The organism is Mesorhizobium sp. YIM 152430, assembly GCF_029210365.1.
GTDB lineage: Bacteria > Pseudomonadota > Alphaproteobacteria > Rhizobiales > Rhizobiaceae > Aliihoeflea.
Window position 1 is genome coordinate 1 of record NZ_JARGES010000015.1, and the last position, 19,846, is coordinate 19,846.

At 64.6% G+C, this 19,846-nt stretch carries 22 protein-coding genes and 1 tRNA gene; 9 read left to right on the forward strand and 14 right to left on the reverse strand.

What is annotated here, in order from left to right:
* Positions 1–379 precede the first annotated feature (379 nt).
* Together PZ895_RS00755 and PZ895_RS00760 are read right to left on the reverse strand one after the other, a co-directional pair.
* Positions 380–455, reverse strand: a tRNA-Lys gene (locus tag PZ895_RS00755).
* 110 nt (positions 456–565) lie between these two features.
* On the reverse strand, positions 566–1,474 hold the full coding sequence (locus PZ895_RS00760) for a PhzF family phenazine biosynthesis protein (protein WP_275837119.1): 909 nt from the start codon (positions 1,472–1,474) through the stop codon (positions 566–568).
* A gap of 111 nt (positions 1,475–1,585) precedes the next feature.
* Between PZ895_RS00760 and PZ895_RS00765 the strand changes: the two genes are divergently transcribed.
* The 5 genes from PZ895_RS00765 to PZ895_RS00785 all read left to right on the forward strand — a co-directional run bounded on the left by PZ895_RS00765 (position 1,586) and on the right by PZ895_RS00785 (position 5,680).
* Positions 1,586–2,911 (forward strand): efflux RND transporter periplasmic adaptor subunit, encoded by a 1,326-nt coding sequence (locus PZ895_RS00765; RefSeq protein ID WP_275837120.1) that lies wholly within the window; start codon positions 1,586–1,588, stop codon positions 2,909–2,911.
* Complete coding sequence (locus PZ895_RS00770; protein WP_275837121.1) at positions 2,911–3,633, forward strand: ABC transporter ATP-binding protein; 723 nt, start codon at positions 2,911–2,913, stop codon at positions 3,631–3,633. The genes PZ895_RS00765 and PZ895_RS00770 overlap by 1 nt, the downstream gene beginning before the upstream one ends.
* Positions 3,623–4,831, forward strand: a complete 1,209-nt coding sequence (locus PZ895_RS00775) for an ABC transporter permease (RefSeq protein WP_275837122.1) — start codon at positions 3,623–3,625, stop codon at positions 4,829–4,831. Before PZ895_RS00770 ends, PZ895_RS00775 begins: the two co-directional genes overlap by 11 nt.
* A gap of 61 nt (positions 4,832–4,892) precedes the next feature.
* Complete coding sequence (locus PZ895_RS00780) at positions 4,893–5,321, forward strand: BA14K family protein (protein ID WP_275837123.1); 429 nt, start codon at positions 4,893–4,895, stop codon at positions 5,319–5,321.
* Positions 5,322–5,395: 74 nt separating this feature from the next.
* The gene (locus PZ895_RS00785; protein WP_275837124.1) at positions 5,396–5,680 is read left to right on the forward strand and encodes a PilZ domain-containing protein; all 285 of its coding nucleotides are present in this window, start codon (positions 5,396–5,398) and stop codon (positions 5,678–5,680) included.
* Here the strand turns inward: PZ895_RS00785 and PZ895_RS00790 are convergent.
* The 4 genes from PZ895_RS00790 to PZ895_RS00805 all read right to left on the reverse strand — a co-directional run bounded on the left by PZ895_RS00790 (position 5,671) and on the right by PZ895_RS00805 (position 8,583).
* Positions 5,671–5,967 carry a PilZ domain-containing protein gene (locus PZ895_RS00790; protein WP_275837125.1) on the reverse strand — a complete coding sequence of 99 codons (297 nt, stop codon included), beginning with the start codon at positions 5,965–5,967 and terminating at the stop codon, positions 5,671–5,673. The two genes, PZ895_RS00785 and PZ895_RS00790, sit on opposite strands and share 10 nt — an antisense overlap.
* A gap of 106 nt (positions 5,968–6,073) precedes the next feature.
* Positions 6,074–7,093: a ketol-acid reductoisomerase gene (gene ilvC, locus PZ895_RS00795; protein ID WP_275837126.1), complete on the reverse strand. Its 1,020-nt coding sequence runs from the start codon at positions 7,091–7,093 to the stop codon at positions 6,074–6,076.
* Between the two features lie 4 nt (positions 7,094–7,097).
* Positions 7,098–7,730, reverse strand: coding sequence for a TetR/AcrR family transcriptional regulator (locus tag PZ895_RS00800; protein ID WP_275837447.1), 633 nt, complete (start codon positions 7,728–7,730; stop codon positions 7,098–7,100).
* Positions 7,731–7,842: 112 nt separating this feature from the next.
* A complete protein-coding gene (locus PZ895_RS00805) occupies positions 7,843–8,583 on the reverse strand; it encodes a pyridoxine 5'-phosphate synthase (RefSeq protein WP_275837127.1) in 741 nt (246 codons plus the stop codon).
* A gap of 111 nt (positions 8,584–8,694) precedes the next feature.
* Here PZ895_RS00805 and PZ895_RS00810 point away from each other — a divergent pair, with 111 nt between their 5' ends.
* Positions 8,695–9,099 carry an STAS/SEC14 domain-containing protein gene (locus tag PZ895_RS00810; RefSeq protein WP_275837128.1) on the forward strand — a complete coding sequence of 135 codons (405 nt, stop codon included), beginning with the start codon at positions 8,695–8,697 and terminating at the stop codon, positions 9,097–9,099.
* A gap of 44 nt (positions 9,100–9,143) precedes the next feature.
* A complete protein-coding gene (locus PZ895_RS00815; RefSeq protein ID WP_275837129.1) occupies positions 9,144–10,007 on the forward strand; it encodes a hypothetical protein in 864 nt (287 codons plus the stop codon).
* On the opposite strand, the gene PZ895_RS00820 is transcribed toward PZ895_RS00815, so the two are convergent.
* The 6 genes from PZ895_RS00820 to PZ895_RS00845 form a co-directional block, all read right to left on the reverse strand.
* Positions 10,004–11,134: an ATP-dependent RecD-like DNA helicase gene (locus PZ895_RS00820; RefSeq protein ID WP_275837130.1), complete on the reverse strand. Its 1,131-nt coding sequence runs from the start codon at positions 11,132–11,134 to the stop codon at positions 10,004–10,006. The genes PZ895_RS00815 and PZ895_RS00820 overlap by 4 nt on opposite strands.
* A 40-nt stretch (positions 11,135–11,174) precedes the next feature.
* Positions 11,175–11,564 carry a type II toxin-antitoxin system VapC family toxin gene (locus tag PZ895_RS00825; RefSeq protein WP_275837131.1) on the reverse strand — a complete coding sequence of 130 codons (390 nt, stop codon included), beginning with the start codon at positions 11,562–11,564 and terminating at the stop codon, positions 11,175–11,177.
* A complete protein-coding gene (locus PZ895_RS00830) occupies positions 11,564–11,821 on the reverse strand; it encodes a type II toxin-antitoxin system VapB family antitoxin (RefSeq protein WP_275837132.1) in 258 nt (85 codons plus the stop codon). The genes PZ895_RS00825 and PZ895_RS00830 overlap by 1 nt, the downstream gene beginning before the upstream one ends.
* Before the next feature lie 66 nt (positions 11,822–11,887).
* A complete protein-coding gene (locus PZ895_RS00835) occupies positions 11,888–12,484 on the reverse strand; it encodes a LysE family translocator (protein WP_275837133.1) in 597 nt (198 codons plus the stop codon).
* A gap of 60 nt (positions 12,485–12,544) precedes the next feature.
* Positions 12,545–13,117: an acetolactate synthase small subunit gene (gene ilvN / locus PZ895_RS00840; RefSeq protein WP_275837134.1), complete on the reverse strand. Its 573-nt coding sequence runs from the start codon at positions 13,115–13,117 to the stop codon at positions 12,545–12,547.
* 54 nt (positions 13,118–13,171) lie between these two features.
* Positions 13,172–14,959, reverse strand: coding sequence for an acetolactate synthase 3 large subunit (locus tag PZ895_RS00845; protein WP_275837135.1), 1,788 nt, complete (start codon positions 14,957–14,959; stop codon positions 13,172–13,174).
* A 309-nt stretch (positions 14,960–15,268) separates the two neighbouring features.
* Here PZ895_RS00845 and PZ895_RS00850 point away from each other — a divergent pair, with 309 nt between their 5' ends.
* The gene (locus PZ895_RS00850) at positions 15,269–17,083 is read left to right on the forward strand and encodes a DUF87 domain-containing protein (RefSeq protein WP_275837136.1); all 1,815 of its coding nucleotides are present in this window, start codon (positions 15,269–15,271) and stop codon (positions 17,081–17,083) included.
* Positions 17,084–17,140: 57 nt separating this feature from the next.
* Here the strand turns inward: PZ895_RS00850 and PZ895_RS00855 are convergent, their stop codons facing one another.
* Together PZ895_RS00855 and miaA are read right to left on the reverse strand one after the other, a co-directional pair.
* Positions 17,141–17,923, reverse strand: coding sequence for a GGDEF domain-containing protein (locus PZ895_RS00855; RefSeq protein WP_275837137.1), 783 nt, complete (start codon positions 17,921–17,923; stop codon positions 17,141–17,143).
* A 75-nt stretch (positions 17,924–17,998) separates the two neighbouring features.
* Complete coding sequence (gene miaA / locus PZ895_RS00860; protein WP_275837138.1) at positions 17,999–18,946, reverse strand: tRNA (adenosine(37)-N6)-dimethylallyltransferase MiaA; 948 nt, start codon at positions 18,944–18,946, stop codon at positions 17,999–18,001.
* Here miaA and serB point away from each other — a divergent pair.
* The gene (serB, locus tag PZ895_RS00865; RefSeq protein WP_275837139.1) at positions 18,917–19,807 is read left to right on the forward strand and encodes a phosphoserine phosphatase SerB; all 891 of its coding nucleotides are present in this window, start codon (positions 18,917–18,919) and stop codon (positions 19,805–19,807) included. The genes miaA and serB overlap by 30 nt on opposite strands.
* Positions 19,808–19,846: the final 39 nt, after the last annotated feature.

Below are 19,846 nucleotides of genomic sequence, written 5' to 3' on the forward strand. Positions count from 1 at the left end.
GTTGTTGAGCGGGTTATAGTCCCACCCCCGCAAAACTGTCAACGACCAATTCAAAGTTTTTGCATAATCGGCTCATCACCGAAGGGAAACCAGTGCGGAAGCCCCTGCGGCAGGGCGCTTCTCCGTGAAAATTGCCCGATTTCGGGATCACGCGGACATTTCCGAGATTGCGCAATGACGGCGCAGGGACCCGTCGAAGCGCGCGGGCGCCCCCGCGCCGTCATGATGATCAATGCTCCGTCCTGCGACTGTACCGGCCAGCGAAGCGACCACGCCGTTCCGTGATCGCGCCGGATACGCCGGGCATGAAAGGGCGAGCGAGCGGCAAGGGGTGTCCGATCGAGTGTCAGCGGAAGCAAGGCAAGCGATTTGAAAGGAATGGTGGGTGATGTAGGGATCGAACCTACGACCCGCTGATTAAGAGTCAGCTGCTCTACCAACTGAGCTAATCACCCGGCCATCGGGCCACCACGGCGTCCCGAAGAAGCCGCGTCTATATCCACTCATCCGTGGCCTGTCCAGCACTTCGGGCAAAGTTTTTCACCCAGGCGGCGCTGCCGCATGGTCAAACGAAAAGCGTGCCTTCCGCGACCTTCACCGCATGGCCGCCGATCCGTGCGGCGGTGATCGCGCCGCCTTCGACGTCGATCTCCAGCCGGATGCGTGAAGGGCGGCCCATCTCGATGCCCTGTTCGATCCAGTACCGGTGGGAGCCTGCGCCCGGCCGGTCGAAATGATGGATCGCGCCGGCGAAGGCGGCGGCGGCCGAGCCGGTCGCGGGGTCTTCCAGAATGCCCATATACGGCGCGAACATGCGCGCGTGGAAGGCGCAGTCATGGCCGACCGTTTCGCGGCAATAGACATAGGCGTCGGCGATGATGCCGTCGACCTGCGGCGCGATCTCGGCCCAGAGCGCACCGTCGCATCTGGCGCGGGCGGCGGCGTCGAGCCCGGCGACCGGGACGGTGGCGTAGGGCACGCCCGCCGTCCAGAGCTGCGGCACATGGTTCTCGAAGCCGACCTCATGCGCGCCAAGTCCCAGCGCGGCTGCGAAGGATGCCTTGTCGACCTCGCAGTCGAGGCGCTTGGGCAGGCGCGGCAGGTCGAATTCGGCAAAGGCCGCATCGCCTTCGCGCGAGACGGCGCAGCGCACGAGGCCGATCTTCTGTTCGAGCACGAGGATGGAAAGGTCGGTCGGCTGCCCGCCATCCGAGAGCGCGACGGCGGTGCCGACGGTCGGATGGCCGGCGAAGGGAAGCTCGCGGCCCGGCGTGAAGATGCGCATGGCGCTCGCGTGGCCGGCCCCTTCGGCCGGCAGCACGAAGACCGTTTCGGAAAGGTTGAATTCCTTGGCGATCTTCTGCATCGCATCGTCCGAAAGGCCGTCCGCATCGAAGACGATGGCGAGCGGATTGCCTGCCAGCGCCTGATCGGCGAAGACGTCGTAGACGGCGTAGCGGCGGGCGGAAGTCACGGATCGGGCGCTCCTCGGGCAGGCGGACATGGCCAAACTTTAATTTGTAATCGCGGCGCTTTGGGGCGATCTGTCAAGCATAGGGACATATCGAGCGCCAGGCTTCGTCAGATGGATCAGATTGCCGGCCGGCCGCAAGGCCCCTCCTCCGCACAAGGCGCAACGCCGCCGATCGCCGATGCGCTCGGGCTGGGCAAAGCCAGGCGCAGGAAGCGTCGCTGGCCGCTGGTCGCGGCTCTTCTCGTCCTCGGCGCCGCCGGCGCATACTATGTCTTCACCCCTTCATCCACGCCGCAGGTCAGCTATCGCACCGTGCCGGCAGAGCGCGGGTCGCTGACCGTTCAGGTCTCCGCGACGGGGACCCTCGCGCCGCTGACGCAGGTCGACGTGTCGACGGAATTGTCGGGCGTGGTACGTTCGGTCGCCGTCGACGAGAACCAGCGCGTTTCGACGGGCGACGTGCTCGCCGTGCTGGACACCAGCCGGATCGAGGCGCAGATCGAGCGCGCTGAGGCGAATGTCGCCGCTGCCGCTGCCCGCGTCCTCGACGCCGAAGTGACGCTGACGGAAACCCGAGCCGCCCTCGCCCGCGCCGAGCAACTGGCAAGCCGCGGCATGGTCGCCGACCAGGCGCTCGAAACCTCGAAAGCCGCGTTCGACCGGGCCGACAGCGCCGTGGCCATCGCTCGCGCCAATCAGGACATCGCCGAGGCGGAACTGAAGCTGCAACAGGCCGATCTCGACAAGAGCACCATCTATGCGCCGATCGACGGCATCGTCCTGACCCGTTCGCTCAATCCGGGCCAGACGGTTTCGGCTTCGACCCAGGCGCCGATCCTGTTCGTCATCGCCGAGAATCTGGAGCGGATGGAACTGAAGGCCGCGATCGACGAGGCCGATATCGGCCAGGTCGCCGAGGGCCAGACGGCGCGCTTCACGGTCGACGCCTTTCCGACCCGCCGCTTCGACGCCGAGATCAGCGACATCGCCTACGCCTCGGTCGTCACCGAAGGCGTCGTGACCTACGAGGCGCGGCTGGCGGTGACGAATGACGAACTTCTGCTGCGCCCTGGCATGACCGCGACAGTCGACATCGTGACGCGCGAGGCGGGGGACGCGCTTCTGGTGCCGGCATCGGCGTTCCGGTTCAGCCCGGCGGTCGCGGAAGAACGAGCCTCGGGCTTCGGCCTGCAAGCGCTGTTCTCGCCGCCGCGCATGGGCATGGGCCGCGGCGGGCGTGGTGGAGGCGGACGCGGCGGCGAGCGCGGGCAGGCGCGCGAAGCGGCAGATCCGGCACAGCGCACGCTCTATGTGATGGAGAACGGCGCCCCGCAGGCGACCCGCGTCACCACCGGCTCCAGCGATGGCGACCGTATCGAGATCGTCGACGGGCTCAAGGACGGCGCCGAGATCGTCATCGGCACGCGGGAGCGGTGATGAACGTCCACGCTGAACCCCCGCTTCTCGCCTTCGCCAAGGTCTGGAAGACCTATGGCGCGGGCGAGGCGCGCGTCGATGCGCTGGCCGGCGTCGATTTTGCGATACGGCGTGGCGAGTTCGTCGCGATCATGGGTCCGTCGGGTTCCGGCAAGTCGACCGCGATGAATATCATCGGCTGCCTCGATACGCCAAGCGAGGGGCGCTACGACTTCCTCGGCGTCGACGCCGGCGCGCTCGATCGCGGCCGGCGGGCGATCCTGCGCAATCTCTATATCGGCTTCGTCTTCCAGGGCTACAATCTGCTTGCCCGCACCACCGCCGCCGAAAATGTCGAACTGCCGCTGATCTATCGCGGCGTGCCGGCGAAGGAGCGCCGTGGCATGGCGATGGAAGCGCTGGCGAAAGTCGGCCTTCAGGGACGCGAGGACCACACGCCGGGCGAACTGTCCGGCGGCCAGCAGCAGCGCGTCGCGATCGCCCGCGCCATCGTCGCCAGTCCGACGCTTCTGGTGGCCGACGAGCCGACCGGCAATCTGGACACCGCCCGCAGCCACGAGATCATGGAACTCCTGACCGGCCTCAACCGCGACCAGGGGCTGACCATCGTGATGGTGACGCACGAGGCGGACATTGCCGCCTTCGCGGACCGGACCGTCGGCTTTCTCGACGGCAACATCGCCTATGACCGCGTGAACACGGAGGCGGCGCATGTTTCTTGAGACCGTCCGCCTCGCTTTGCGCTCGGTGCGCCGCAACGCGCTGCGCTCCTTTTTGACGCTGCTCGGCATCGTCATCGGCGTCGCCGCCGTCATTGCCATGATCACGGTCGGCTCCGGCACGACGGAAAAGGTCAAACAGGACATCTCCAATCTCGGCAGCAACCTTTTGATGGTCTCGTCCGCCCGCCCCTCGCGCGGCGGCACCACCAATTTCACGCCGCGACGGCTCGATGCGACCGATCTCGAGGCGATCTCGACCTCGCTTTCCGGCGTCGACGCCGTTTCGGGTGCGGCGCAGCGGCAGGTGCGCATCGTCTACGGCGCCGACAATCTGACCGCCGAGGTCACCGGCACCGATACCGAATATTTCGCCGCACGCAACTGGGAAGTCACGCTCGGCCGCGCCTTCACCGAGCAGGAGGCGCGTTCGGGGGGCAATGTCTGCGTCATAGGCCAGACGGTGCGCGGAACGCTCTTCGGCGCCGGCGATCCGCTCGACCAGCCGATCCGGGTCGGCCAGATGAGTTGCCGTGTCATCGGCGTTCTGGAAGCCAAGGGCACGGCCGGCTTCGGCCAGGATCAGGACGCGACCGTGCTGATGCCGCTGCCGACCTTCCAGCGCCGCATCGCCGGAAACCGCGACATCGGCACCATCTTCGTCGCCGCGCAGGACGGCGTGGCGACCAGCACGGTCGTTGCCGACATCGAACAGATCATGCGCGAGAACCGCCGCATCGCGCCCGGTCAGGAAGACAATTTCCAGGTGCGCGACATGACGCAGATCGCCGATGCGGTGACGAGCACGACGATCGTGATGACCGGTATGCTCGGCGCGCTCGCCAGCGTCAGCCTGCTCGTCGGCGGCATCGGCATCATGAACATCATGCTGGTGTCGGTGACCGAGCGCACGCGCGAGATCGGCATCCGCCTGGCCATCGGCGCGCATGAGCGGCACATACTCTTGCAGTTTCTCGTCGAGGCGACGGTGCTGTCGGTGCTGGGCGGCATCATCGGCGTCGTGATCGGCCTCGGCCTTGCCGGCCTCGCCGCGATGAGCCTTTCCATCCCCTTCGTACCCAGCCTCGCCGTCATCGCGCTCGCGGTCGGCTTTTCCGGCATGATCGGCATGGTTTTCGGCTTCTTCCCGGCGCTTCGCGGTGCGCGGCTCGACCCGATCGTGGCCCTGCGCCACGAATAGCTCTCAAGCCTCGCAAAAGATCATCCGGCTATGTTGCGTGCAACATGACAGGGAGCCCGCCGTGAAGCTTAAATTGATCGGAACGACCGCCGTCCTGATGATGGCCTCGCCCTCCTTCGGGGCCGACATCCACAAGGGGCCGATCCATCCCGGCTGGGGCGTCCAGGCGCCGGTCGCGGTCGCGCCTCCGGCAACTGCGACAATTGTGGAGGAACTCGGTAGCCCGCCCTTGCCCTATCGCGGCTTCAAATACCCGCTCGACGATGCAAGCTGGTTCTACCCGCCGCACCCGGCGGCTGAAAGCTACGGTTCCGCCTATGGCTATGCGGGCCGTCGCGTCATCGCCGCGCCGCCCGCTTCCGGCGTCACCTCCCTGCCCTTCGCACATGTCGACTGGTGCGGTGCGCGCTATGCGTCCTATCGGCCCTCCGACAACACCTTCCTGCCGCCGCGCGGCGGACGTCGCACCTGCGTCTCACCCTATCTTTGACCCGTTAACCTCATATTCGCCACCTGGCTGCTAAGAGTCGGCCACTATCATTTGGTAGGGTGCAAGGCAGTTCCGTGGCAGACGAGAACCTACGACGCGAACATCGCCAGCGGGTCCTCAAGGGCGCGTCGATCATCGGCGACGTCAACACGTCGGAGATTTCCTGCACCGTGCGCAACATGCATTCGAAAGGCGCGGAACTACGCGTACCCGTCGATGTCGTCGTGCCGGACGATTTCCTGCTCTACATTCCCAATGACGCAAAGGGCTATCGCTCGGTCGTGCGCTGGCGCGTGAAGGATCGCATCGGCATCGAGTTCCTCGCCGAGGAAGCCAAGCCGCACTGGCACTATGGCTGAAGAAGTCGCAAGCCGACATCGCTGCCGCGCCGCCAGCACACTTCTACCGGCCTGAAGGCGACCTGATCGGAAACCCGCATCTCGAAGCGCGGCGGTATGTCCAGCGCATCGCCGAAAGACAGTCGCGCGCCGTGGTCCGACATGCTGCGCACGACGCATTCCCGGCTGCCGCAACCGCCGTCGAAGCGCAGCACCGCGCCCTTGAAGATGCGCCGGCGCTGTTCGCTGCGCCGATCCGGGAAAGCCTCGCCGCCGAAAGCGATCGATCGCTCTGTAATCTGTGTCATCACGGCACAACCTCCATCCAAATGAGGCAAATGCTGCAAGGACGATGCCAGAAAGAAACGGGCCGCGCGATGGCGGCCCGCTCGGTGATCGTCTGAGCAGCAAGAACTAGTTTTTAGCCTTGTCGACGAGCTTGTTCTTGGCAATCCACGGCATCATGCCGCGCAGCTTCTCGCCGACTTCCTCGATCTGGTGCGAATCGTTGCGGCGACGTATGCCCTTGAAGCGCGCCATGCCGGAACGGTATTCCTGCATCCATTCGGAGGTGAACTTGCCGGTCTGGATGTCGTTCAGGACGCGCTTCATCTCCTTCTTGGTGTCTTCGGTGATGATGCGCGGGCCGGACACGTATTCACCCCACTCGGCCGTGTTGGAGATCGAGTAGTTCATGTTGGCGATGCCGCCCTCATAGATGAGGTCGACGATCAGCTTCACTTCGTGCAGGCACTCGAAATAGGCCATTTCCGGCGCGTAGCCGGCTTCCACCAGCGTCTCGAAACCGGCGCGGATGAGCTCGACCAGACCGCCGCAAAGAACGACCTGCTCGCCGAACAGATCGGTTTCGCACTCTTCCTTGAAATTGGTTTCGATGATGCCCGAACGGCCGCCGCCGACGCCGCAGGCATAAGAGAGGCCGAGGTCGAGCGCGTTGCCCGAAGCGTCCTGGTGAACGGCGACGAGGCAGGGCACGCCGCCGCCCTTCTGGTATTCGCCGCGAACCGTATGGCCGGGCCCCTTCGGTGCGACCATCAGCACGTCGACGGACGCCTTGGGCTCGATCAGGCCGAAATGGACGTTGAGGCCATGGGCGAAGGCGATGGCCGCGCCGTCGCGGATGTTCGGCGCGATCTCGTCGCGATAGATGTCGGCCTGGAGTTCATCCGGCGTCGCCATCATCATCAGGTCCGCCCACTTGGCGGCTTCGGCGACGGTCATCACCTTGAGGCCGTCGGCCTCGACCTTCCTGGCGGTCGCCGAACCGGCCTTGAGACCGACGGCGATGTCCTTGACGCCCGAATCCTTCAGATTCAGCGCATGGGCGCGGCCCTGGCTGCCATAGCCGATGATGGCGACCTTCTTGCCCTTGATGAGATTGAGATCGGCGTCGCGATCGTAATAAACGCGCATGGTGCTATCCTTCCCTGGTGGGTTTCTGGGTTTGCGGTGCCCCGTAAAGGGCGAAGAACTGCTGCGTCGCGCGCGCGGCATCCCGCGCGATTTCCGCTTCAGTCGTTTCCAGCCGGTCGCCGAGCAGCAGCCGGATCTGAACGTCGCGGCCGACGAGGCCGAAAAAGGTGCGGAACGCCGTCTCGGTGTCGTCGAAGGCGAGCAGCCCGTTCGCCCTGCCCGCTTCGAGCAGCGGCTTCAGCCTTTCGCCGATGGCAAAGCGTCCGTTCGCCAGCACCATGCGGCCAAGGCCGCTCTTGCCCGAGCCCGCATGGCTGATGCCGACGCGGTTGAGCGCGATCGAGGTGCGGCTGGAGATGACGGAAAGCCAGTTGACCGCGAAGGCTTCGAGGCTCTCGCGCAGTTGCGAGGCGTCGAGGTGCTGGGCGTCGAAATTGCCGGCGCGCACGCGAGAGGCCTGCCAGCGCACGGTCGCGGCGAGCAGCCCGTCGCGGTCGCCGAACCATTTGTAGAGCGTTTCCTTGGAGCAGTTCGCCTTGCGCGCGATGGCCGCCGTCGTCACCGCGTCGCCGCCGGTAACGAGCAGGTCGAGCACGGCGTCCAGAACGTCCTTCTGACGCTCCGTCCACTCGTCCATCGCTGTCGCGGCCTGGCTCAAACCATCGCTCCGAAATTATGTACCGTACGGTACGGTTCGGATTTCTAGCGAGGCAATGCAAGCTGCGCAAGCCCCTTGCGTGTTCACACGATCAGCCGTTGCAGGAAATCAGGAAACGGCGCACGGTTTCGGCCATGCCGTATTCCAGCGCATCGGCAGTCAGGCCATGACCGATGGAGACTTCGGCAAGCTTCGGGATGCGCCGGACGAGCGGCGCGAGATTGGCGACGGTCAGGTCATGGCCGGCATTGATGCCGAGCCCGAGCGCGATGGCAGCGTCCGCCGCTTTTCCCAGTCTTTCCAGTTCCTTGGCGGCCTTCGCGGAATCCGAATGGCAGGAGCCGTAGGGACCTGTATAGAACTCGACGCGATCCGTCCCGGTCGCCTTCGCATCCTCGAGGCCCGCCGGATCGGGATCGGCGAACAGCGAGACGCGCATCCCGCCCTTCTTCAACCGCGCGACGATCGGCGTCAGCATCTCGCGATGCGCGGAAAAATCCCAGCCATGATCGGAAGTCGGCTGCGACGGGTCGTCCGGGACCAGCGTCACCTGTTCGGGCTGGTGCTCTTCCACGAGGTCGAGGAATTCTTCCGTCGGATAGCCCTCGATATTGAATTCGGCAGCCGGGAATTCGTCGTCGATCAGCGCCCGGATGCCGGGCAGATCGGAAAACCGGATGTGCCGCTGGTCCGGGCGCGGATGGACGGTCAGCCCGTGGGCGCCGGCGGCAAGCGCGATGCGCCCCAGTCCCGTGACGCTCGGCCATGGCAGGTCGCGCCGGTTGCGCAGCATCGCGACCGCGTTGAGATTGACCGAAAGTTTCGTCGCCATGGCGTTGTCCCGCACCGCATTTTCGTTTGTTCTAACGTTGCTGGATCGGAACGAACAGGCCCCGTTGCGGGTTCAACCCGCACAGATTCTTGGTCCAGACATGGAGAGGCAATGCACCCGCTCGACCGTATCCCTGCCGTCCGCCGCATCGAAACGGACCGCTCCGACGTCTTCGCCATCGAGATCAGCGGCTTCGTCACCGGCGCGGACGTGGAAAATCTCTACGGACTTCTTGAAGGCGCCTATGCGCTGCATGATCGTCTCGACGTTCTCGTGCGCCTCACTGACTATGAAGGTTCGGCCTGGGACGAGATATCCACCGCGACGGCCAAGGAGGGAAGGCAGCACGCGCTTGAGCATGTCCAGCGCTGCGCGGCGGTCGGCGAGCCGGACTGGACGGCGCGCGCCACCGGCTTTTTCGAAAAGCTTCCGGTCGAGCTCAAGCATTTTCCCAGCGACGACGAGGCCGAGGCATGGGCCTGGATCGGCGCCCGCGAGATTCCCCAGCGCGTCTGACGGGTTTCACATTCCCATCATTTTCGACATGCACATCCGCCCGCATGGCAACACTTCGCATTCTCGATTCCATCACCGACCGCGGCGATCCGAAACGTCCCAACGAGGACGCAAGCGGCGGCAACCGCACCTGCGCCTTCGTCATCGACGGGGCGACCGGCCTTGGCGAAAGCCTCCTGCCCGATGCCCCGTCCGATGCCGCCTGGCTCGCAGCTCTCGCCAAGGATTGCTTTGAAGAACTGGCCAACGGCACAAGGCCGATCGGCGACGTCGTTCGCCAGACCAACGCCCGCGCCAAGGCCGTTCTCGACGGGATGCTCCTTGGCGACGAGGTGCCGGCCTGGCAGTTGCCGATCGCCGGCTTCCAGATGGTCGCCATCGCCAATGGCGCCATCTTCACCCACGGCCTCGGCGATTGCCGGCTGTTCATGATCGCCGCTGACGGAAAAATTCTCGACCGGACCGCATTGCCCGGTCGAGACGAGGAAACGGATGGTGCGCGCCGCGCGATCGCGGCTTTCGGCGGCCTGACGCAAGCTGCCGACATGGTCGCGCGGCCCGAAGTGCGAACAGCGCTTCGCGAGCGGCGCGCGCAATACAACCGCCAGGGCACGGATGTCTGGACGCTGGGAACCGAGCCACAGGCCGCGCTTCACGTTGCCAGCGAGAAATTCGAAATTGCCCTGCCTGCACGGGGTCTTCTCTGCACGGACGGATTTGCCGCGCTGGTGGACGCCTATGGCCGATACGATGCGGCAACGCTCGTCGATGCGGCATCGCGCGGCGGTCTGTCGAAGCTGCTTGCCGAACTGCGCATCGTCGAGCACCGCGAAGACCCTGATGGCCTCACCTTTCCCCGATTCAAGAAGAGCGACGATGCCACCGCGCTCCTGTTCGAAATCGTCTAGCCGCGAACGATCGTCAGGCTCTCCGCCGCGCGCGTGATTGCCGTGTAGAGCCAGCGCTGGCGCGTATCCTTGAAGGCGAAGCTCTCGTCGAACAGCACGACCTTGTCCCACTGCGAGCCCTGCGCCTTGTGGACGGTCAGCGCATAGCCGTAGTCGAAATCGTCGAAGCGCTTCTTCTGCTGCCAGGGAACGTCCGCATCGGGATCGTCGAAGGCCGCCTTCAGGAGCTTGATCTTGGCGACGCCGCGGTCCGGATCGTCCTCCTCGGGAGAGACGAGCAGGTTGATGCCCGGCTTCACCGTCTCGCGCGAGGAGGTCATCACCTTCCACAGCGAGCCGTTGAGAAGTCCCTTGGCCGGATCGTTTCTGAGGCACACCAGCTTGTCGCCCGCCTGCGGATAGGCCGCCTCGAACCCCTTGAGCTGCCGGAGACGCTGGTTGTAGCGCTTGCGCGTGCGGTTGGTGCCGACCAGCACCTGATCGGCATCGAGCACGAGGTCCTGATCGACCTCGTCGCGCGAAATCACCTTCGCACGTCCATAGTCGCCGATCATGAACTCGCGCCCCTCGCGCACGTCCATGGCAAGCTGGATGATCGGGTTATCTCGCGCCTGGCGATGGATTTCGGTCAGGAGATAGTCGGGCTCGTGCTCGGTGAAGAACCCGCCGCCGGAGATCGGCGGCAATTGCGCCGGATCCCCCAGAACGAGGATCGGCGTGCCGAACGACATCAGGTCACGCCCGAGCGCTTCGTCCACCATCGAGCACTCGTCGATGACGACGAGCTTCGCCTTGGCGATCGGGCTCTGGCGATTGAGCGAGAAGGTCGGGTTGATCGACGTCTTGCCCGTCGTCTCGTCCGAAACCGCCTCCTCGCCGCGCGGGCGATAGATCAGCGAGTGAATGGTCCGCGCGTTCGTCGCGCCCTTGGAACGCAAAACCTGCGCGGCCTTGCCGGTGAACGCACCGAACTGCACCTGCCCGTCGACATCCTCGGCGAAATGCCGTGCAAGCGTCGTCTTGCCGGTGCCCGCATAGCCGAAAAGCCGGAACACCTGACTGCGCCCGCCCTGAAGCCATCTTGAAACGGCCTTCAGCGCCTCGTCCTGCTGGGGAGAAAATTTCATGCCGCTGTTTCGCAGGATTCGTAGTCCGGAAACAACCGCCCTACCTCAAATCCGTGTGGGCGAAATCGTCGCCCTTGTAGAGCAGCTCGACGTTCAATCGCTTTGCAAGTGCATAGGAAAAGCAATCACCCAGATTGAGCTTGGCCGGATGCGCAGCACCTTTTCCATATAGCAGATAGGCGGAGTGCAACGGCCCAACCAATTCTGCGTCGATCGGCACGATCTCGATCTGTGCACGGTCGATCAATTCCATGACGATCGGCAGGCCCTGAGGCCGATCGCCGATCTCGCGGCCGACTGCGATCGCTGCCTCGAAGACGGAGACCGGCGATGTCGTCCGGTTGCCTCCCTTCTCAAGTCGATCGATGAGTTCGTCACGATCGCTTTCGTGGAGAGCGATCGCGACGAGAACCGAGGCATCGACATGCATCAGGTCTGGCCCTCATCCCACAGTTCGTCGAAAAATGCTTTATCTGTCCTGCTGCCGGTTCGTGGCAACCTGTCGATCCTGTCGAGAAACGGCTTCAATCGATCGCGAAGAGAAACCTGTTCGTCGCGCCTGGCCCTGTCTGCCGCCAACGCCTCCTCTGCGGCTTCGACCACGGCCTGGGTCAAGCTGATGCCGCGCGCCTGGGCGAGCTCGCGGATCAACTCGTCAGCCTTCTGATCTCGCACATGAAACGCCAACTTCGCCTCCGTCGTCTAGATATTTACCGATACCATCTAGACAAAAAGAACGCAACAGGAACACTCCTACCGCAACATGGGCACGACTGACGCCGCCAACACCACGCCCATCGCAATGTTGAACCATTTCAGCCGCACCGGATCGGCGAGGAACCCACGCAGCGCCGTGCCGAAGCCGGCCCAGGTCGACACGCTGGGGAAATTGACCAGCGCGAAGGCGGTTGCGACAAGCAGCACGGAAAGATAGGGCGCGCTCGGGCTGGTGAAGATCGCCATCGCGGTCACCGCCATGATCCACGCCTTGGGGTTCACCCATTGGAAGACGGCCGCCTCGAAGAAGGTCATCGGCCGGTCGCGTCCCGTGCCGCCCGACGACACCGAGCGCGAGCGCGCGATCTTGAAGGCGAGCCAGAGGAGATAGGCGCCACCGGCGAGTTTCAGCGTCGTGTGAAGCTGTGGATAGGCTTCGAGCAGCGCGCCGAGCCCGAGCCCGACGCCCATCAGCAAGCTGAAGAAGCCGACCCCGATGCCGACCATGTGCGGGATCGTCCGACGGAAACCGAAATTCACGCCCGAAGCCAGGAGCATGAAATTGTTCGGCCCCGGCGTGATCGACGAGACGAAGGCGAAGGCAACCAGTGCGACAAAAGTCTCCGCGCTCATGGCTCGGTCTTTCCGGCCGGCATCGCCAACCTGTCAATCAATCGATTTCGGCGGTTGAAACTACATGCCCTGCGGGCCGCGATTCATGGCGGCAACGCCCGTGCGGCACACTTCGGTCAGCCCCAGCGGCTTCATGATCGCAATGAACTGCTCGATCTTGGAGACACGGCCGGTGATCTCGAAGATGAAATGTTCCGTATTGGCGTCGATGACGCTGGCCCGAAAGGCATCGGCCAGCCGCAACGCCTCGACGCGGTCCTCGCCCGTGCCCGCAACCTTGACCAGCGCAAGCTCACGCTCGAGCGGCCGGTCGTGCCCGAGTTCGGCCGCGCGCACCGTCAGGTCGTTGACGCGGTGAACCGGCACGATGCGCTCGAGCTGGTGCTTGATCTGCTGGAGGACATGCGGCGTGCCGCGGGTGACGATCGTGATCCGCGACAGGTGCTTTTCGTGCTCGGTCTCCGAGACGGTCAGGCTGTCGATGTTGTAGCCGCGGCCGGAAAACAGCCCGATGACGCGCGCGAGCACGCCCGGCTCGTTGTCGACCAGCACGGACAGCGTATGTGCCTCCGGCTTCTCGGTTTCCTTGGCGATGAAATAGGCCGAGCCGGTGGGCTGGAGATGTGCGTTCATCTGTGAATCTCTTTTCGAATGTCTGTCTTCAAGCGGCTGATCGAATTATGAAAATCAGACCAGCGCCCGGCCCTTGGCGTCGATCGCGTTGGCCACCGCCTCGTCCGTCGCCTCGTCCGGCAAAAGCATCTCGTTATGCGCCTTGCCCGACGGGATCATCGGGAAGCAATTGGCCAGGTTCGCGACGCGGCAGTCGAAGATGACCGGCTTCCTGACGTCGATCATCTCCTGGATCGCATCGTCGAGATCGCCGGGCTTCTCGCAGCGGATGCCATGCCCGCCATAGGCTTCCGCCAGCTTGACGAAATCGGGCATCGCCTCGGTGTAGGAATGTGACAGGCGGTTGCCGTGCAGAAGCTGCTGCCACTGGCGCACCATGCCCATATACTGGTTGTTCAGGATGAAGATCTTGATCGGCGCCTCATATTGTACCGCGCAGCTCATTTCCTGGATCGTCATCTGAACCGACGCGTCGCCGGCGATGTCGATGACGAGCGCGTCGGGATGGGCGATCTGGACGCCGAGCGCGGCAGGAAGGCCATAGCCCATTGTGCCGAGCCCGCCCGAGGTCATCCAGCGGTTCGGCTTCTCGAAGCCGTAATGCTGGGCCGCCCACATCTGATGTTGGCCGACCTCCGTGGTGATGTAGGTGTCGCGATGTCTCGTCGCCTGGTAGAGCCGCTGGATCGCGTATTGCGGCATGATCACATCGTCATTCGGCCGATAGGCGAGCGAATCGCGCGCCCGCCATTTCTCGATCTGCTCCCACCAGGGCGAAAGCCGGGCCTTGTCGGTGCGCGCCGTCGCCCGCCACAGCCGCACCATGTCCTCCATCACGCGCCCGACATCACCGATGATCGGCACGTCGGCCGGCACGTTCTTGTTGATCGAGGACGGGTCGATGTCGATATGGATCTTCTTGGAATTGGGCGAGAAGGCGTTGAGGCGACCGGTGATGCGGTCGTCGAAGCGCGCGCCGATGCAGACCATGACGTCGCAATCGTGCATCGCCATATTGGCCTCGTAGGTGCCGTGCATACCGAGCATTCCAAGCCAGGCAGGTCCCGAGGCCGGATAGGCGCCGAGCCCCATCAGGGTCGAGGTGATCGGGAAGCCGGTCAGATCGACCAGTTCGCGCAGGAGGTGACTGGCTTCCGCGCCTGAATTGATGACGCCGCCGCCCGAATACAGGATCGGGCGTTTTGCATTCGCCATCAGCTCGACGGCCGCCTTGATCGCCTCCATGTCGCCCTGCACCTGGGGATGGTAACTGGTGCGCGGCGCGGTCTGGGGCGGTGTGTAGATGCCCTTGGCGAACTGCACGTCTTTCGGGATGTCGACGACGACCGGACCGGGCCGGCCGGTGGTGGCGACATGGAACGCCTCGTGCAGGATGGCGGCAAGCTCGTTGACGTCCTTCACCAGCCAGTTGTGCTTGGTGCAGGGCCGCGTGATGCCGACCGTATCGCATTCCTGGAAGGCGTCGGAACCGATCAGCGAGGTCGGCACCTGACCGGTGATGCACACGAGCGGGATCGAATCCATCAGCGCGTCCTGAAGCGGCGTCACCGCATTGGTCGCGCCCGGACCGGAAGTGACGAGCATGACGCCGGCCTTGCCGGTCGAGCGGGCATAGCCTTCCGCCGCATGGCCAGCGCCCTGTTCGTGGCGCACCAGAATGTGCTGGATATCGTCCTGCTGGAACAGTTCGTCGTAGATCGGCAGCACTGCACCGCCCGGATAGCCGAAGATATGCGCGACGCCGTTGTCGCGAAGGGCCTGGACGACCATCTCCGCTCCGGTCATTTCGCGTCGTCCGCTGTCATGTTTGGCGCTGTTCATGGGTGTGGTCCGGTTTCTGGCTATGTTCGGGAAACAAAAAAGGCCCCCGTCGGGAGCCTGCGTGTTGCGCATGGGGTGCTTTCGCCCGGCGGTTACACCGCCTTGCCCACGCGCAATCCTACTACGAGAATGAGTGCCGTCTTCAACATGGCGGTGAGATTAGGCGGAGCACATAAGAACTGTCAATGGCGCCGACGGCGCAATTTCCTTGCGCAAGGCACCGCAGCTTAACCCGACGTGAACCATCCCCCCGAACGTCACCTTAACCCCGGTCGCCTAGCCTGTATCGGTTATCGGGGGAAATGCGCGATGTATGTTGAGCGAACGGGACATGAAGGCGATGCCGTCAGTCAGGAACGGCGCGACACGCTTCAACCCGAATCGCGCGTGCTCGGCCGCGTCATCCAGTGCGACGGCGCACGGGCCACGGTGGCGGCCATCGCCGACGGGATGCAGACGGCGAGCGACGGCCTCTGGGCCGTCGGGCGCATGATCTCGATCAATCTGGGCGCAGCCCGCACCGTCGGCCTCGTCTATGCCATCGAGACGCCGCACTCCGAATGGAACGACAGCGCCGACAACACGCTGATCGTGCGCATCGAACTCGTCGGCGAGGTTCGCGATATATCCGGCAAGCCGCATTTCGATCGCGGCATCACGCTTTATCCCCATGTCGGCGCCATCGCGCATCGGATTCGCGCACGCGATCTGGAAGCGGTGTACGATCTGGGCGGCCGGCAGGCGGTCTCGATCGGCTGCCTCAGCCAGGATCGGCAGATCCTCGCCCGCATCTCGATGGACACGACGCTCAACCGCCATTTCGCGGTGCTCGGCACTACCGGCGTCGGCAAGTCGAGCGCGGTCGCCCTCCTGTTGCGCAAGGCCGTCGACGCCAATCCCGAACTGCGGGTCCTCATCCTCGACCCGCACAACGAATTCCACGCCGCCTTTCCCGACCGCTCGATACGCATCGACACCAATTCGCTCGACATGCCGTTCTGGCTGTTCCGGCTGGAAGAACTGGCCGAGGTCCTGTTCCGCGGCCGCGACGCGGTGGCGGAAGAAGTGGATCTCTTGCGCGACCTGATCCCCGCCGCCAAGAGCCGCTATCACCGCCCCTCGTCCTCGGCGACGCTCCTGCGGCGCGGCGCGGACACGATGTCGGTCACCGCCGATACGCCCGTCCCCTATCGCATGGTCGACCTGATCAAGCTGATCGACGAGCGGATGGGAATGCTGGAATCGAAGATGGAGCGGCCGCATTGCCGGGCCTTGCGCGCGCGCATCGAATCCGCGCTGGCCGACCCGCGCTACCGCTTCATGTTCGCCTCGCGGCTGATCGAGGACAATCTGCACGAGGCGATCGGCAAGATCTTCCGCGTGCCTCATCACGGCAAGACGATCACCTGTTTCGAGCTTGCGGGCCTGCCCTCCGAGGTCGTCAATTCGGTCTGCTCGGTCCTGTCGCGCCTCGCTTTCGACCTGGCCGCCGGCTCGAAGGGACGCCTGAAACTGCTCGTCCTGTGCGAGGAAGCCCATCGCTACATGCCCGCCGATCACCGGCTCGGCTTCGCTCCGACGCGCCATGCCTTGTCGCGCATCGCCAAGGAAGGCCGCAAATATGGCTGCTATCTCGGCGTCGTGACCCAGCGCCCCGGCGAACTCGACCCGACCGTCCTGTCGCAGTGCTCGACCATCTTCGCCATGCGCCTCGCCAATGAGCGCGATCAGGAGATCATCCGCTCGGCCATCGCCGATTCGTCCGCCTCCACCCTTGCCTTCCTCTCCTCGATGGGCCAGCGCGAGGCGATCGCTTTCGGCGAAGGCGTCGCGACCACGATGCGCATGAAGTTCGAGACGCTGAAGCCGCACGAACTGCCCGGCCGGCCGCAGGAGGTCGCCGATGCCGCCGCCCATCCCGGCGAGATCGACCTTCACGCGCTCGTCCAGGGTCTGCGCGGCGAAGGCCCGGCATTCGTTCCCGACGATTTCGGCCCGATGATCGGAGACGATCCGTTCGAGCGGCTTGCCGCCGCCCTCGACTCCCCGCCGCCGCGCGCGCCGCTCGCCAGCATTCGCCGTCCCGGCGACGACGAGGCGCTACGCCGTCTCTACGAGGACTGATCGCACGCTGAGGAAGCTGCCATTTGCAGGCCGCCCACGCCGAAGCCCGACCGCCCGTTACGCGCAGACACGGTTCCGGCCGAGCCCTTTTGCCTGATAGAGGCGCTGGTCGGCGCGCCGGTAGAGTTCCGCGGCGCTTTCCTTGCCGCTCCAGACGGCGACGCCGACGCTTGCGGTGACCTTGAGGCGGATATTGCCGTTGACGACGACGAGCGCGGACACCGCCTTGCGGATACGTTCGGCGAAGGCGATCAGGCCGGTATCGTCGAGATTGGCCGCGACGATTGCGAATTCCTCGCCGCCGAGCCGCGCGACGACGTCGTGATAGCGTGTCAGTTCGCGCAGACACGCGGCCACCTCTTTCAACACCTTGTCACCGACGTCGTGACCATGCGTGTCGTTGATCGCCTTGAAGTGGTCGAGATCGATGATCATCAGCCCGACCGGCCGGTCGATGCGGCCGAATGCGTCGAGATATTCGCGCAGCGCTTCGTCGAAGAAGCGCCTGTTCTGCATTCCCGTCAAACTGTCGGTCAGCGCGGCATGTTCGAGCGTGACGGATCGCGCACTGAGAGTCTCGGTCATTGCACGCAGCTTGCCTTCTTCCTGCACCTGCTGGCGGATCAGCGGATAGATGAAGAAGGCGCCGAAGAAGATGGCGGTCGCCAGAAGCACGCCGATGGCAAACAGCAGCCGCGCGAGATAGGCGATGTTTTCGCCGACGATTTGCGCACCCGCGAGCGACTGCAACACGCCATAGGCGTGAAGCGTCGTGACGCCGGCAGCCAGAACGACCGTGATGAAAACAAAGAAGGCCGATTCGGCCTGGTGAAACCGCATATCATTCCCGACATTGACGCCAAGGCCAGATCATCCGCCATCGCACCTTATCGAAGGTTAACGAGGCTTAGGAATTCACGATTTTCCACGATCTGGCTGCACCCGTTCCCAGTCCGGGCCGAACTGGTTGCGAAACCACGTTTCCTGTCGCTTGGCATATTGCTTCGTGGCCAGCTTCGCCCGCGCGATCGCATCGTCGAGGCTCGCCTCGCCGGACAGGAAAGCGGCCAGTTCCGGCACGCCGATCGCCTTCCTGGCAGGCAGTGACGGAGCAAGGTCGAGCGCCAGGATCGCTCGCACCTCGTCCAGCGCGCCGGAAGCGATCATCCCGTCGAACCGACGATCGATCATGTCGCGAAGGAAGTCGCGACCGGGCGCCAGCACGATCTTACGGGCCGACTGCGCATCGACCGGAGGCTGCGAACGATCGCCCTGCCAGTCGAGGATCGAGCGGCCGGACGCTTCCACCACTTCGAGCGCGCGCACGATGCGCTGCCCGTCGCTCGGTCGAAGCCGTTCGGCGGCACGAGGATCGAGCGCGCCCAGTTCCCGGTGCAGCGCCTCGGCGCCCGCGTCGAGCAAGGCCTGTCGCCATTTTTTGCGGATGGCCGGGGGAATGTCGGGCATCTGCGAAATTCCCTCCGTAAGCGCCCGGAAATAAAGGCCGGTGCCTCCGACGAAGATCAGCTTGCGTGCCGCCTCGGGCGATTTCACAAGCGCGTCGACATCGGCAAGCCATTTCGCCACCGAATAGGCAATGGCGGGATCGACATGGCCGAACAGGCGATGCGGCACGCGCGCCTCTTCATCGGGCATTGGTCGTGCGGTGATCACCCGCAGCACGTCATAGACCTGCATCGAATCGGCATTGACGACGATGCCGCCCGCCGCTTCGGCGATCCTGATCGCCAGCCGCGACTTGCCGCTCGCGGTCGGCCCCGCTATCAGGACCGCATTCTTCAGCACGCTCCGCTTCCTTTCGGAAAGTCCGCCATGTCGCTCATCGCCGTCCTGATTTCGCATCCAGCCGAAAGGGCCGTGACCGTCGATCTAGCGAATAAGGCGGCCAGGGCGGTCAACGCAAGCACGCCCGTCACATGGCTCGATGACGGGATTGCCTGCGAATTCGCATTCGACCCCGAACCCGGCGCAAAAGATGCGCTGGCGCTCCTGCGCGAAACGCTGGGCGGCCAGCCGGTGGACGTCGCGGTGCTCGCGCCGGAAAACCGTCGCAAGCGCGTCCTGATCGCCGACATGGATTCCACCATGATCGACCAGGAATGCATCGACGAACTCGCCGACATGGTCGGCATCAAGGATTATGTCGCGGCCATCACGGCGCGCGCGATGAATGGCGAGATCGCCTTCGAGCCGGCCCTGCGCGAGCGTGTCGCGCTGCTGCGCGACCTCGACGCCGCGATCATCGACGAGGTCATCGCCGAGCGGATCACGCTCGCCTCGGGCGGCAAGGCGCTCGTCGCCACCATGAACGCCAATGGCGCGACGACTGCCCTCGTGTCGGGCGGGTTCGAAAGCTTCACGGAAAAAATCGCCACGGCGCTGGGCTTTGCCGAACACCGCGCCAACCGGCTTCTGGTCGAAGACGGCAAACTCACCGGAAAGGTCGCCGAACCGATCCTCGGCAAGGAAGCGAAGGCTGCCTCGCTTCTCGATCTGGCCGCGCGCGCCGCCGTCACGCCGCAGGACGTGCTCGCGGTCGGCGACGGCGCCAACGATCTCGACATGATCCGCATTGCCGGAATGGGCGTCGCGCTTCACGCCAAGCCGGCGGTCGCCGCGGAGGCCGGCATCCGCATCGACCATGGCGACCTGACCGCCCTTTTATACCTTCAAGGCTATCGCGGATCGCAATTCGCCGCCTGAAGCGCGAAGCCGGCACGAAAAGGGCGGCCGAAGCCGCCC

Coding starts and splice junctions, on each gene's coding strand:
- PZ895_RS00765 (WP_275837120.1), top strand. CDS start 1,586: ATGGATCAGATTGCCGGCCGGCCGCAAGGCCCCTCCTCCGCACAAGGC.
- PZ895_RS00770 (WP_275837121.1), top strand. CDS start 2,911: ATGAACGTCCACGCTGAACCCCCGCTTCTCGCCTTCGCCAAGGTCTGG.
- PZ895_RS00775 (WP_275837122.1), top strand. CDS start 3,623: ATGTTTCTTGAGACCGTCCGCCTCGCTTTGCGCTCGGTGCGCCGCAAC.
- PZ895_RS00790 (WP_275837125.1), bottom strand. CDS start 5,967: ATGACACAGATTACAGAGCGATCGATCGCTTTCGGCGGCGAGGCTTTC.
- ilvC (WP_275837126.1), bottom strand. CDS start 7,093: ATGCGCGTTTATTACGATCGCGACGCCGATCTCAATCTCATCAAGGGC.
- PZ895_RS00800 (WP_275837447.1), bottom strand. CDS start 7,730: ATGGACGAGTGGACGGAGCGTCAGAAGGACGTTCTGGACGCCGTGCTC.
- PZ895_RS00805 (WP_275837127.1), bottom strand. CDS start 8,583: ATGGCGACGAAACTTTCGGTCAATCTCAACGCGGTCGCGATGCTGCGC.
- PZ895_RS00810 (WP_275837128.1), top strand. CDS start 8,695: ATGCACCCGCTCGACCGTATCCCTGCCGTCCGCCGCATCGAAACGGAC.
- PZ895_RS00815 (WP_275837129.1), top strand. CDS start 9,144: ATGGCAACACTTCGCATTCTCGATTCCATCACCGACCGCGGCGATCCG.
- PZ895_RS00820 (WP_275837130.1), bottom strand. CDS start 11,134: ATGAAATTTTCTCCCCAGCAGGACGAGGCGCTGAAGGCCGTTTCAAGA.
- PZ895_RS00825 (WP_275837131.1), bottom strand. CDS start 11,564: ATGCATGTCGATGCCTCGGTTCTCGTCGCGATCGCTCTCCACGAAAGC.
- PZ895_RS00835 (WP_275837133.1), bottom strand. CDS start 12,484: ATGAGCGCGGAGACTTTTGTCGCACTGGTTGCCTTCGCCTTCGTCTCG.
- ilvN (WP_275837134.1), bottom strand. CDS start 13,117: ATGAACGCACATCTCCAGCCCACCGGCTCGGCCTATTTCATCGCCAAG.
- PZ895_RS00845 (WP_275837135.1), bottom strand. CDS start 14,959: ATGAACAGCGCCAAACATGACAGCGGACGACGCGAAATGACCGGAGCG.
- PZ895_RS00850 (WP_275837136.1), top strand. CDS start 15,269: ATGTATGTTGAGCGAACGGGACATGAAGGCGATGCCGTCAGTCAGGAA.
- PZ895_RS00855 (WP_275837137.1), bottom strand. CDS start 17,923: ATGCGGTTTCACCAGGCCGAATCGGCCTTCTTTGTTTTCATCACGGTC.
- serB (WP_275837139.1), top strand. CDS start 18,917: ATGTCGCTCATCGCCGTCCTGATTTCGCATCCAGCCGAAAGGGCCGTG.
- miaA (WP_275837138.1), bottom strand. CDS start 18,946: ATGCGAAATCAGGACGGCGATGAGCGACATGGCGGACTTTCCGAAAGG.